General features: G+C 72.2%; 9 protein-coding genes. 8 read left to right on the top strand and 1 reads right to left on the bottom strand.

Translation table 11 applies throughout. The annotated features are described in order from the left end of the window. Window positions 1-15: 15 nt before the first annotated feature. The 8 genes from ACFVWY_RS32610 (at window position 16) to gatB (ending at window position 10,343) form a co-directional block, all read left to right on the top strand. On the top strand, window positions 16-705 hold the full coding sequence (locus ACFVWY_RS32610; RefSeq protein ID WP_389878520.1) for an SDR family oxidoreductase: 690 nt from the start codon (window positions 16-18) through the stop codon (window positions 703-705). A gap of 29 nt (window positions 706-734) precedes the next feature. After that, window positions 735-1,760, top strand: coding sequence for a methionine synthase (locus ACFVWY_RS32615; protein ID WP_389878521.1), 1,026 nt, complete (start codon window positions 735-737; stop codon window positions 1,758-1,760). A 30-nt stretch (window positions 1,761-1,790) separates the two neighbouring features. Next, window positions 1,791-3,983 carry an NAD-dependent DNA ligase LigA gene (gene ligA, locus ACFVWY_RS32620; protein ID WP_389878522.1) on the top strand — a complete coding sequence of 731 codons (2,193 nt, stop codon included), beginning with the start codon at window positions 1,791-1,793 and terminating at the stop codon, window positions 3,981-3,983. Between the two features lie 385 nt (window positions 3,984-4,368). Continuing rightward, complete coding sequence (locus ACFVWY_RS32625) at window positions 4,369-6,558, top strand: putative bifunctional diguanylate cyclase/phosphodiesterase (RefSeq protein ID WP_389878523.1); 2,190 nt, start codon at window positions 4,369-4,371, stop codon at window positions 6,556-6,558. Window positions 6,559-6,777: 219 nt separating this feature from the next. Then, complete coding sequence (gatC, locus tag ACFVWY_RS32630; RefSeq protein WP_015036350.1) at window positions 6,778-7,074, top strand: Asp-tRNA(Asn)/Glu-tRNA(Gln) amidotransferase subunit GatC; 297 nt, start codon at window positions 6,778-6,780, stop codon at window positions 7,072-7,074. Between the two features lie 6 nt (window positions 7,075-7,080). Beyond that, the gene (gatA, locus tag ACFVWY_RS32635; RefSeq protein ID WP_389878524.1) at window positions 7,081-8,583 is read left to right on the top strand and encodes an Asp-tRNA(Asn)/Glu-tRNA(Gln) amidotransferase subunit GatA; all 1,503 of its coding nucleotides are present in this window, start codon (window positions 7,081-7,083) and stop codon (window positions 8,581-8,583) included. Beyond that, window positions 8,580-8,819, top strand: coding sequence for a hypothetical protein (locus ACFVWY_RS32640; protein ID WP_389878525.1), 240 nt, complete (start codon window positions 8,580-8,582; stop codon window positions 8,817-8,819). The genes gatA and ACFVWY_RS32640 overlap by 4 nt, the downstream gene beginning before the upstream one ends. 15 nt (window positions 8,820-8,834) lie before the next feature. Further along, on the top strand, window positions 8,835-10,343 hold the full coding sequence (gene gatB, locus ACFVWY_RS32645) for an Asp-tRNA(Asn)/Glu-tRNA(Gln) amidotransferase subunit GatB (protein ID WP_389878526.1): 1,509 nt from the start codon (window positions 8,835-8,837) through the stop codon (window positions 10,341-10,343). Between the two features lie 188 nt (window positions 10,344-10,531). Here the strand turns inward: gatB and ACFVWY_RS32650 are convergent, their stop codons facing one another. Next, on the bottom strand, window positions 10,532-12,463 hold the full coding sequence (locus ACFVWY_RS32650; RefSeq protein ID WP_389878527.1) for a protein kinase: 1,932 nt from the start codon (window positions 12,461-12,463) through the stop codon (window positions 10,532-10,534). Window positions 12,464-12,546 lie beyond the last annotated feature (83 nt).

A 12,546-nucleotide genomic window follows, 5' to 3' on the forward strand; every position in this document is an offset into this window, starting at 1 on the left:
GCGATCATGAGGCGCATGTCCACTCATGTCATCACCGGCGCCGGCTCCGGCATCGGAGCCGCAGTCACCCGCCGTCTGCTGGAGCGCGGCGACGAGACCGTGCTGATCGCCCGTGACGCGGGCCGGGCCCGGGAGCTCGCCGAGCTCCACCCCGGCGCGCGCACGCTCGTCGGCGACCTCTCCAACCCCGACCGGCTCTCGTGGGCGCTCGCCCACCAGAAGATGCCCGACCGGGTCGACTCGCTGCTGCACGTCGCGGGCGTCGTGGAGCTGGGACCGGTCGGGGAGCTGACGCCCAAGGCCTGGCACCTCCAGCTCAACGCCAACCTCGTCGCCCCCGCCGAGCTGACCCGGCTCCTCCTGCCGCAACTGCGGGTCGCCCAGGGCCATGTCGTCTTCGTCAACTCGGGTGCCGGTCTCGCCGCGCACGCCGAGTGGAGCGCCTACGCCGCGAGCAAGCACGGTCTGAAGGCGCTCGCCGACGCGCTGCGTCAGGAGGAGCACGGCAACGGCGTCCGGGTGACCTCCGTCTACCCCGGCCGCACCGCCACCCCGATGCAGGTCAAGGTGCACCGCCAGGAGGGCAAGGAGTACGACGCCTCCCGCTGGATCGACCCCGAGTCGGTGGCCACCACGATCCTGATGGCCGTCGACCTGCCCCACGACGCCGAGGTCAACGACCTGACGGTCCGCCCTGGCCGCTGACCGCGATCCGCCGCGCTTAGGCTTCCCGTGTGAGCGAGAAGAGCGAGTTCAGCGGTTGCCCGGCCACCGGGATCGGGTCCATGCCCGGAGGAGACGCCCGGGAGGCGGCGAAGACCGTCACCGGTTCCCTCGCGGGCGGTGAGGGGCTGCCCCACCTGGCGGAGCTGCCCGCCCGCGGGCCCGGCGCGGACATGATCGGGCGGACGGTCGGGCTGCTCGTCGACCTGTACGGGCACGTCGAGCCCAGCGGCTGGCGGATCAGCGACCGGCCGGGCCGTGACACCCGCCGGGCCCGGTCCTGGCTGGGCGAGGACCTCGACGCCCTGGAGGAGTTCACCCAGGGGTACGAAGGCCCCCTCAAGGTCCAGGCCGTCGGGCCGTGGACGCTGGCCGCCGCGCTGGAACGCCGGGGCGGCGAGGCCGCGCTCGGCGACCCGGGGGCCTGCCGCGATCTGGCGGACTCACTCGCCGAGGGGCTGCGCGCCCATCTCGCCGAGGTGCGGCGCAGGGTGCCCGGCGCCCGGGTGATCCTCCAGCTCGACGAGCCGTCGCTGACCGCCGTACTGCGCGGGCGGATCAAGACCGCCAGCAGCTACCGCACGTACCGCGCGGTGGACCGCCAGACCGTGGAGGGCACGCTGCGCGACGTCCTCGCGGCGGCCGGGGACGGGGCGACGACGGTGCACACCTGCGCCCCCGAGGTGCCGTTCGCACTGCTGCGCCGGGCCGGGGCCGGCGGCATCTCCTTCGACTTCTCGTTGCTCACCGAGCGTGAGGAGGAGGCGGTCGGGGAGGCCGTCGAGGGCGGCACCCAGCTCTTCCTCGGAGTAGTGCCGGGCACCGACCCGGCCTCGGCCGGATTGTCGGACCCGGGCGGTAGCGTCATGGGTGTCAGGACGCTGTGGCGCAGGCTGGGGCTGAATCCGGGGACTCTGCCGGAGTCCGTGTCCCTCACCCCGTCGTGCGGGCTGGCGGGTGCCTCGCCCGCGTACGCGCGCGCCGCGCTCGCCCACTGCGTCCGGGCGGCGAGATCACTCGCGGACAACCCTGAGTAGCGGGGCAACGGGTAACGGGAGGACAGGACGATGGCCGGCGAACAGCAGACGGCGGTGCCCGCACAGGCGCAGGAGCGGCACGCGCTCCTTGCCGAGCAGGTCGAGGAGCACCGCTTCCGGTATTACGTGAACGCACAGCCGACCGTGAGCGACGCCGAGTTCGACCGGCTGCTGCGCGAGCTGGAGGCACTGGAGGAGAGGTACCCCTCGCTGCGTACGCCGGATTCGCCGACCCAGAAGGTCGCCGGGCCGTACCGCACGGAGTTCACCTCCGTCGAGCACCGCGAACGGATGCTCTCGCTGGACAACGCCTTCGACGACGCGGAACTGGCCGCCTGGGGCGAGCGGATCGTCAGGGACGTCGGCACCACCGGCTACCACTTCCTGTGCGAGCTGAAGGTCGACGGCCTGGCGGTCAACCTCACCTACGAGGACGGAAGGCTGACCCGGGCCGCCACCCGCGGCGACGGCCGCACCGGCGAGGACATCACGCCCAACGTCCGTACGATCGCCGAGATCCCGCACCGGCTGAAGGGCGACCGGGTGCCGCGGCTGGTCGAGATCCGCGGCGAGGTCTTCTTCCCGATGGAGGCCTTCGAGGAGCTGAACGCCCGGCTCGTCGAGGCCGAGGAGAAGCCGTTCTCCAACCCGCGCAACGCCGCGGCGGGCTCACTGCGCCAGAAGGACCCCAAGGTCACCGCCACCCGTCCGCTGCACATGGTGGTGCACGGCATCGGTGCCCGCGAGGGCTTCGGCATCGACCGCCTCTCGCACGCCTACGAGCTGCTCCACGCGTGGGGCCTGCCCACCGCCAAGTACAACAAGGTGGTCGGCTCCCTCGACGAGGTGCGGGAGTTCATCGCGTACTTCGGCGAGAACCGGCACTCGGTGGAGCACGAGATCGACGGTGTGGTCGTCAAGCTCGACGAGATCCCGCTCCAGGGGCGGCTCGGCTCCACCTCGCGCGCCCCGCGCTGGGCGATCGCCTGGAAGTACGCCCCGGAGGAGGTCAACACCAAGCTGGTCAACATCCGGGTCGGCGTCGGCCGGACCGGCCGGGTCACGCCGTACGCCCAGGTCGAGCCGGTCGAAGTGGCGGGCTCTGAGGTGGAGTTCGCCACCCTGCACAATCAGAACGTGGTGAAGGCGAAGGGCGTCCTCATCGGGGACACGGTGGTGCTCCGCAAGGCCGGTGATGTGATCCCGGAGATTCTCGGGCCGGTCGCCGATCTGCGCGACGGCACCGAGCGGGCGTTCGTGATGCCGACGCACTGCCCCGAGTGCGGTACGGAGCTGCGGCCCATGAAGGAGGCCGACATCGACCTCCGCTGCCCCAACGCGCGTTCCTGCCCGGCCCAGTTGCGTGAGCGCCTGGCCTATCTCGCGGGGCGCAAGTGCCTCGACATCGACCACTTCGGCTATGTCGCCGCCGCGGCCCTGACCAGGCCGCTGGAGCCCGCCGAGCCGCCGCTGGGCGACGAGGGCGACCTGTTCGGGCTGACGATCGAGGAGCTGCTGCCGATCCGGGCCTATGTCCTGGACCAGGACAGCGGGCTGCCCAAGCGCGATCCGAAGACGGGTGAGGAGAAGACCGCCTGGGTCTTCGCCAACCAGCAGGGCGAGCCGAGGAAGAACGCCCTGGCCATGCTCGACGCCATCGCCGCGGCCAAGGCCGCCCCGCTGGCCCGGGTCCTCACCGGGCTCTCCATCCGCCATGTGGGCCCGGTCGCCGCCGCGGAGCTGGCCCGTCAGTTCCGTTCCATCGACCGGATCGACGAGGCCACCGAGCAGGAGCTGGCCGACGCGGACGGGGTCGGCCCGATCATCGCCGCCTCGGTGAAGCAGTGGTTCGCCGAGGACTGGCACCGGGAGATCCTGCGCAAGTGGCGCGAGGCCGGGGTCCGGATGGAGGACGAGCGGGCCGCGGAGGACGAGGGGCCGCGCCCGCTCGAAGGGCTCACCGTCGTCGTCACGGGCACGCTGGCCGACCACACCCGGGATGGCGCGAAAGAGGCGCTCCAGAGCCGGGGCGCGAAGGTCACGGGTTCCGTTTCGAAGAAGACCTCCTTCGTGGTCGTCGGCGACAACCCCGGTTCGAAGTACGACAAGGCCATGCAGCTGAAGGTTCCGGTACTGGACGAGAGCGGCTTCGCCGTCCTGCTCGGACAGGGGCCGGACGCGGCGCGTGAGGCGGCGGTGCCCGTGGAGGAAGCGGCGCAATAGGGCAGAACCCCGCCGCCGGGCGGCAGAAGGACCGGCGCGGGGATCTCCGGCGGGTGCCGGGGGCGGTCGGCGGCCGTCCGGGACCGGCGGTCGGCGGTGGCCGGCCACCAGGGCCAAAAGGGTGGATTGAGGGCCCGTCGGGGCAGAGCGGGGCGAGTGTCCCGACAGGTGACCGGTTCACTCGATCGGTGCATAGCAGATGGTGACGGACGGTCGGTTCGCATTCGGGCAAGAGCGTCCGAGCGCTGCCCGTAAGCACCTTCCGCGCCCTACTGTTGAGACGTGCACCCGCCGTGCCCGGCCGCGGGGTGGCAGACCGGGCCGTGGCGGCGGGGGGAGCGGAACAACAGGTGACATCGGCATCGCCGGCTGTGAGAGGGACGGAATGAAACCGACCGAGAGCGCCGCACCGGTGTCGCGGCTGCAAGGTTTCACCGGCCTCACGCCGAAAGTGGGGGCCGTTCTCATCGCGATCGCTGTTGTTCAGATCGCGACCGGTTTCTATCGCACGGTGAGCGAAGGCGCCGCGCTCTTCCCCGACGGCAGGGTCGGCTGGTCCCTCGCCGTCCTGACCGGGATCATCGTCGGCCATCTCGTCGCGCTCGGCCGCGACCGCTGGTGGGGAGGGACCGGTTCCGGCGCCTCCCTGACCCTGGCCGTGCTGCTGCTCTACGGCTGGGTGTCCGCCGGTCTGGTCAGCCTGGTCGTGGTCGTCCTCGTCGGCATCGCCCGCAGACACCGCTGGTACCAGGGGCTGTTGCACGGCGCGGTGGACATCCTGGGCATCGGCGCCGCGGGCCTGGTGCTCACGGTGTTCGGCGAGACGCAGAGCGTCGAAGCGCCCTGGCACCCACTCGACTGGGGCATCGGCGCCGTCCCGGAAGTCCTCCTGGCCGCCTCCACCTACCTCCTGGTCACCCGGGTCCTGCTCTGGTACGCGCGGACTCCGCAGGGCGGCGGGCTGCCGACCATCGCCCGCACCGCCCTGCTGCGGCAGGGCCTGGTCGCGCTCGGCCTGGTCGCCATCGCGCCGCTCATCTGCGTCGTCGCGATGGCCACCCCGCTGCTCCTGCCGCTCTTCGCCGTTCCGCTGATCGCCCTGGACTCCGCGCTCTGGATCGCACGGGCCCGCGCCGAGGAACAGCTACGCGATCCGTTGACCGGGCTGCCCAACCGGCAGTGGCTGCTGGAGCGCACCTGGACGGCCCTGGAGGAAGCCGAGTCCGTCGGCGCCAGGGCCGCTCTGGTTCTGATCGATCTCGACCGTTTCCGCGCGGTCAACGACACCCTGGGGCATCTCGCGGGGGACCGGCTGCTGCTGCAGATAGCGGACCGGCTCCGGCTCGCGCTGCCCCGGGGCGCGGAGGTCGCGCGGCTCGGCGGCGACGAGTTCGCGGTGCTCCTGCCGACCGCCGACTCCACCACCAGCGCCCAGCGGGTCGCCCGCCACCTGGTCGCGGAGCTGTCCTCCCCGCTGGACCTCGACGGCCTGACCCTGGTGCTGGAGGCGAGCGCCGGAGTCGCCGTCCACCCCGATCACGCGCTGGACGCCGAGGGATTGCTCAGACGCGCCGACGTGGCGATGTACCAGGCCAAACGCGACCGTACGGGCGTCGAGGTCTACGAGTCGAAGCGGGACAGCAACACCCCGGACCGGCTCGGGCTGCTGGGCGATCTGCGCCGCGCGCTGGACGCCGGCGAGGTCGAGCTGCACTACCAGCCGAAGGTCCGCTTCGACGGCCAGGTCGCCGGGCTCGAAGCGCTGGTGCGCTGGGTGCACCCGGAGCGCGGACGAGTCCCCCCGGACGAGTTCATCGCCATCGCCGAGTCGTCCGGCCTGATGCCCCACCTCACGGAGTACGTGCTGGAGACGGCGCTGGCCCAGGTTGCCCGGTGGCGGGCCCAGGGCCTGTTCGTCCCGGTCGCGGTGAACGTCTCCCCGCGCGACGTCCACACCCCGGGCTTCGCGGGCGGCGTCGCGGCCAGGCTCGCCCGGCACGGCGTCCCGGCCGGGGCCCTCCAGCTGGAGATAACGGAGCACGTGCTGCTGGAGGACCCGCAGCGCGCCGCCGACACGCTCGCCGGGCTGACCGGGCACGGCGTGAAGATGTCCCTCGACGACTTCGGCACCGGCTACTCCTCACTCGTCCACCTGCGGCGGCTCCCGGTCAGCGAGCTGAAGATCGACCGCTCGTTCGTGGCCCGGCTCGCCGTGGACAACGAGGACGCGGAGATCGTCCGCTGCACGATCGACCTGGCCCACTCGCTCGGACTGCTGGTCGTCGCGGAAGGGGTCGAGGACGACGAGACCTGGGAGCGGCTGCGGGATCTGCGCTGCGACGCGGTGCAGGGCTGGCTGGTCGCCGCCGCGATGCCGCCGCAGGAGACCACGGCCTGGCTGCGGGCGCGCGGGCGGCACGGCTGGCGGCGTCCGGCCGAGCTGGCGGCTGCCGCCGCGGCCGCGGCGGCAGCCGCAGCAGCGGCACCGGAGCTGGAACAGCGCCCGGGTGCCCGGACGGCCGCGCCCCGTCCGGCCCCCCGCCCCGCGACGCCCCGGGGACACGCCACCACCTGAGCCGACGGGCCTGGCCGGGGCCGGGCGGGCGGCGCCCCGGGCCCGTACGCGGCGGCCGGGGCCGACCCGCGGCGGGCCGCCCCCAAGGGCCGTCCAGGGGCCCGGCCCCGTGCCGGAAATCCCTCTCCGGCCGGCACCTTCGCCCGGGTGGCGGAACCGGTGGCGAGCGACCCCATAGGATTGGGCCAAAACCACACACCAACCCCTGAGGATCGCTGCATGCCTGGCATCACGCGCGAGGAGGTCGCCCACCTCGCCCGGCTGGCGCGTCTGGAGCTGAAGGGCGAAGAGCTCGATCACTTCGCCGGTCAGCTCGACGACATCATCGGCGCGGTCGCCCGCGTCTCCGAGGTCGCCGACCAAGACGTACCGCCGACCTCCCACCCGCTGCCGCTGACCAACGTCATGCGCGCGGACGAGGTCCGTCCGTCGCTCACCCCCGAGCAGGCGCTCTCCGGCGCCCCGGCCCAGGAGCAGCAGCGTTTCAAGGTGCCGCAGATCCTGGGGGAGGACTAAGAAGCCATGACGGACAACAGCATGATCATCAAGCTCACCGCCGCCGAGATCGCCGGGAAGATCGCCTCCGGCGAGCTCACGGCCGTCCAGGTCACCGAGGCCCACCTGGCCCGGATCGACGCGGTCGACGAGAAGGTCCACGCCTTCCTGCACGTCGACCGCGAGGGTGCCCTCGCGCAGGCCCGCGCCGTCGACGCGAAGAAGGCCGCCGGTGAGAAGCTCGGCCCGCTGGCCGGCGTCCCGCTCGCGCTGAAGGACATCTTCACCACGAAGGACATGCCGACCACCGTCGGCTCCAAGATCCTTGAGGGATGGGTTCCCCCGTACGACGCGACCCTCACCCAGCGTCTGAAGGCCGCCGACGTCATCATCCTCGGCAAGACCAACATGGACGAGTTCGCCATGGGGTCCTCCACCGAGAACAGTGCCTACGGCCCGACCGGCAACCCGTGGGACCTCACCCGTATCCCCGGTGGTTCCGGCGGCGGCTCCTCGGCCGCCCTCGCGTCCTACGAGGCCCCGCTCGCCATCGGAACGGACACCGGCGGCTCCATCCGCCAGCCCGCCGCCGTCACCGGCACCGTCGGCGTCAAGCCCACCTACGGCGGGGTCTCCCGCTACGGCATGGTGGCCTTCTCCAGCTCCCTGGACCAGGGCGGCCCCTGCGCCCGTACCGTCCTGGACGCGGCCCTGCTGCACGAGGCGATCGGCGGCCACGACCCGATGGACTCCACGTCCATCGACGCCCCCGTTCCGCCGGTCGTCGAGGCCGCGCGCAACGGCAGCGTCGAGGGCATGCGCGTCGGCGTCGTCAAGCAGTTCGCCGGCGAGGGCTACCAGGCCGGTGTCGTCCAGCGCTTCAACGAGTCGGTCGAGCTGCTGAAGTCGCTCGGTGCCACGGTCGTCGAGCTGGACTGCCCGTCCTTCGACCTGGCGCTCTCGGCGTACTACCTGATCGCCCCGTCCGAGTGCTCCTCCAACCTGGCCCGCTTCGACGCCATGCGCTACGGCCTGCGGGTCGGGGACGACGGCACGAAGTCCGCCGAGGAGGTCACCGCGCTCACCCGCGAGGCCGGTTTCGGCGACGAGGTCAAGCGCCGCGTCATCCTCGGTACGTACGCGCTCAGCTCCGGCTACTACGACGCGTACTACGGCTCCGCGCAGAAGGTCCGCACACTCATCACGCAGGACTTCGCGAAGGCCTTCGAGCAGGTCGACGTCATCGTCTCGCCGACGACGCCCACCACCGCCTTCCCGATCGGCGAGCGCGCCGACGACCCGATGGCGATGTACCTCGCGGACCTGTGCACCATCCCGACCAACCTCGCGGGCAACGCGGCCATGTCGCTGCCCTGCGGTCTGGCCCCCGAGGACGGGCTGCCGGTCGGGCTGCAGATCATCGCCCCCGCCATGAAGGACGACCGGCTCTACAAGGTCGGAGCCGCCGTCGAGGCCGCCTTCGTGGAAAAGTGGGGACACCCGCTGCTGGAGGAGGCTCCGTCGTTGTGAGCGCACTGACCAAGGCCAAGGGCTTCAAGAAGTCCAAGACCGGCACGTACCTGTCCATCGGCACCACCGCCTTCGGGGCCGTCAGCGTGTTCAAGCAGGCCAAGAAGGCACGCCACGAGCACGACACACTCCGGCTGCTCGACGCCGTCGTCTCCGCCGCCGCCATCGCCACCGGCGTCGCCCTGCTGCTGCGCGAGCTCAAGCGCCTCGGCGACGACGACGTACTGCTGGGCTGAGAGGGAAGTTTCACCGTGACTGTCACCGACCTGGTGTCGTACGAGGACGCGCTCGCGTCCTACGACCCCGTCATGGGCCTGGAGGTCCATGTCGAGCTCGGCACCAAGACCAAGATGTTCTGCGGCTGCTCCACCGAGCTGAAGCAGGACGCCAACTCCCAGACCTGCCCGGTCTGCCTCGGCCTGCCCGGCGCGCTCCCGGTCGTCAACGAGATCGGCGTCGAGTCCGCGATCAAGATCGGCCTCGCGCTGAACTGCGAGATCGCCGAGTGGTGCCGCTTCGCCCGGAAGAACTACTTCTATCCGGACATGCCGAAGAACTTCCAGACCTCCCAGTACGACGAGCCGATCGCCTACGAGGGCTATCTGGACGTCCAGCTGGAGGACGGGGAGATCTTCCGGGTCCACATCGAACGCGCGCACATGGAGGAGGACACCGGCAAGTCGACGCACGTCGGCGGTGCCACCGGCCGTATCCACGGCGCGTCCCACTCCCTGCTCGACTACAACCGCGCGGGCATCCCGCTCATCGAGATCGTCACCAAGCCGATCGAGGGAGCGGGCGCCCGCGCCCCCGAGGTCGCCAAGGCGTACGTCGCCGAGCTGCGCGAGCTCATCAAGGCGCTCGGCGTCTCCGAGGCCCGCATGGAGATGGGCCAGATGCGCTGCGACGTCAACCTGTCGCTGCGTCCCCACGGCACCGAGACCTTCGGTACGCGCTCCGAGACGAAGAACGTGAACTCGCTGCGTTCTGTGGAGCGGGCCGCCCGCTTCGAGATCCAGCGTCACGCCGCGGTGCTGTCCTCCGGCGGCACGATCGTGCAGGAGACCCGGCACTTCCACGAGGAGGACGGCTCCACCACGGCCGGCCGCATCAAGGACAACGCCGAGGACTACCGCTACTTCCCCGAGCCCGACCTGGTGCCGGTCGCCCCGGCCCGCGCGTGGGTCGAGGAGCTCCGCAAGGGGCTCCCCGAGCTGCCGCGGCTGCGCCGGGCCCGGCTCAAGGAGGACTGGGGTGTCTCCGAGCACGACATGCAGTCCATTCTCAACGCCGGAGCGGTCGACCTGATCGTCGCCACGACCGACGCGGGCGCCCCCTCGGACCAGGCCCGCAAGTGGTGGATGGGCGAGCTGGCCCGTAACGCCAACGAGACCGGCCGCGGTCTCGACGAGCTGCCGATCACCCCGGCGCAGGTCGCCCGGGTCGCCGCGCTCGTCACCTCCGGCGACCTCAACGACAAGCTGGCCCGCCAGGTCATCGAGGGTGTCCTCGCGGGCGAGGGCGACCCGGACACCGTCGTCGAGAAGCGCGGCCTGAAGGTCGTCTCCGACGAGGGCGCGCTTTCCGCGGCCGTCGACGAGGCCATCGCGGGCAACGCGGCCATCGCGGACAAGATCCGCGGCGGCAAGGTCGCGGCGGCCGGCGCGCTCGTCGGCGCGGTCATGAAGGCCACCCGCGGCCAGGCGGACGCGGCCCGGGTGCGCGAGCTGATCCTGGAGAAGCTCGGCGTCGAGGGCTGATCCCGCACCACCGGCACGTCCCCGAGGGGCGGCACACCCGCGAAGCCGGGTGTGCCGCCCCTTTCGCCTGTCCGGAGGGTTCGCCGGGCACCCGCCTGTCCGGAGGGTTCGCCGGGCACCGTCACGGCCGGGACCGTCCACGCCGCCCCGCTGCTGACCGGGGTGGGAGAGGCGGGCCCGGGGCGGGGCTACTTCCTGAGGAGGGGAGTGCCGAGCGCGAGCTGTGCGCCGTTGCAGTCCTCGTCGACGCGGATGCGCAGCCGCAGCCCGTTCTCGACCTTCAGGGACAGCTTCTGCGGCTTGCCCAGGGTGAGCCTGCCGACCCACAGGGTGGTGTCGTCCACCTTGACGGTCAGCCGCCCCGACTCGTAGTTCGATCTGTCGTCGATGCCCGCGGTCAGATCGAAGGTCCGCCAGGCCCGGCCGAGGTCGAACTCCATGTAGGGCGCCTCGTCGCAGTCGGGTGAGGCCACATAGGCGTCCGTGTGCTGCTGGGTGTTGAGGGTCGCCGCCCCCACCTCGAAATTGTAGGGGTCGCTGATCGCGGTCAGCGTGGTCAGCGAGACCTCCGAGGCGTCGGCGGCGGTGCCGGGCGCCGACGGGTCGCTGTCCGCGCTGTCTCCGCTGTCTCCGCTGTCCCCGCTGTCCCCGGTGTCCGCGCTGTCCGTGCTCCCGGCATCCGGTTCGGCCGTGCCGGTGCCGGTGTCGGATTCCGGGGGTGTGGGAGTCCGGGACGAGGTACCGGCGGTGCGGTCCGTCCGGCCGCCGTCGCCGTTCTCGCGCAGGAGCGCCCACGTCCCGCCCGCGCCGAGCACGGCGGCGACGAGCACGGCCGCCACCGTCAGGGCGACGGTCGGCCGCTTCCGCTTCTTCCCGGGCTGCCGCGGGCTGGTGGCCGACGGCCCCTCAGGCGGTTCGTGCCGCTCTCCGGCCGCCGTCGTCCCCGGCCCCGGCACGGTGGCGGGCGCGGTCGCGGGTCTGACGGTGGTGGGCGGTGCCACCCCGGGATCGGCGGACGCGGTGATGGGCGGCGGGAAGGCGGGTGCCGCGCCGGGGACGGCGGGCGGTGCGCCGGGAGGCGGCAGCGGAGGAAGCGGTGGCACGGGGGGCGTTCCCGTACCCCGCGGTTCCGTGCCCGGCGCGGCCGGGACCGCGTCCCGCGCCGTGTCCGGCGCCTTCGCGCCCGGTACGGCGTCGTGGACCGGGGCCGCCAACGAACCGGTGACCGTGGTCGACACCACCGCCGAGCGCATGTCCTTCACCCAGGCCGTCAGGTTCTCCGGCCGCCGGTCCGGCTCGGCCGCGCAGATCCGCAGCAGCCGCTCCACCCGGTCCGGGGCCGCCGCGGCCACCTGGGGAAGGGCGGCCAGGGCGGCCCTCAGCTGCTCCGGGGTGCTCGGCGGGGACTGGCCGCTCAGCAGGAAGTAGGCGATCGCGCCGAACGCGTACCGGTCGGTGTGCGGTGTCCGCTTGCCCTCGAAGACCTCCGGCGCCGCGTACCCCGGGGTGAACCAGACCTCCGCCGTCCGGTGGTCGGCCGTCAGCTTGCTCAGCCCGAAGTCGACCAGCGTGGCCTGCCCGTGCACGTCGACCATCACATTGCCCGGGGACAGGTCGCCGTGCACGACGGTCCGGCCGGAGGGCGTCGCCCGCCCCGAGTGCAGCCAGTCCAGCACGTCGGCCAGCTGCTCCAGCGTCCGCAGCACCTCGCGCCGCTCGGCGTGGCTGACGAGGGTGCGCTCCTCCCGCCAGTCGCGCAGGTCGAGGCCCTCCACATGGTTCATGACCAGGACCAGCGAGCGCCCGGCCGCGGTCGAGGAGGCGCCGGGCCCGTGGATCGGCGGTCCCTCGAAGTGCTCGCGCACGCCCACCACCCCGGGACGGTTCACGAAGCGCAGCAGCTCCGCCTGCTCCTGCCACTTCGTGCTGAGCCGCTGGAACTGTTCGATGGTGATCGTGGTCTTCGAGTCCATGACCTTCACGACCACGGTCTCCGGCGCCCCGTCGAGCTCGATCTCGGCCCGGTACAGGACGGCCTCGCCGCCCCGCCCGATCGAGTTGAGCAGGCGGTATCTGTCCGGGGCGGAATCCGGCCCGATGTGGTGTGACGCACTGTTCAACTGGTCCCCCAACACAAGTAATTGACGATCCATAAGGGTGCCGTCCGGGAGGGGGCCGGTCAATGCGCGGACGTCGGCGGACC

It is taken from the genome of Streptomyces sp. NPDC058195 (genome assembly GCF_042883525.1).
Taxonomy (GTDB): Bacteria; Actinomycetota; Actinomycetes; order Streptomycetales; family Streptomycetaceae; genus Streptomyces.

Coding starts and splice junctions, on each gene's coding strand:
- ACFVWY_RS32610 (WP_389878520.1), top strand. CDS start 16: ATGTCCACTCATGTCATCACCGGCGCCGGCTCCGGCATCGGAGCCGCA.
- gatC (WP_015036350.1), top strand. CDS start 6,778: ATGCCTGGCATCACGCGCGAGGAGGTCGCCCACCTCGCCCGGCTGGCG.
- ligA (WP_389878522.1), top strand. CDS start 1,791: ATGGCCGGCGAACAGCAGACGGCGGTGCCCGCACAGGCGCAGGAGCGG.
- ACFVWY_RS32625 (WP_389878523.1), top strand. CDS start 4,369: ATGAAACCGACCGAGAGCGCCGCACCGGTGTCGCGGCTGCAAGGTTTC.
- gatA (WP_389878524.1), top strand. CDS start 7,081: ATGACGGACAACAGCATGATCATCAAGCTCACCGCCGCCGAGATCGCC.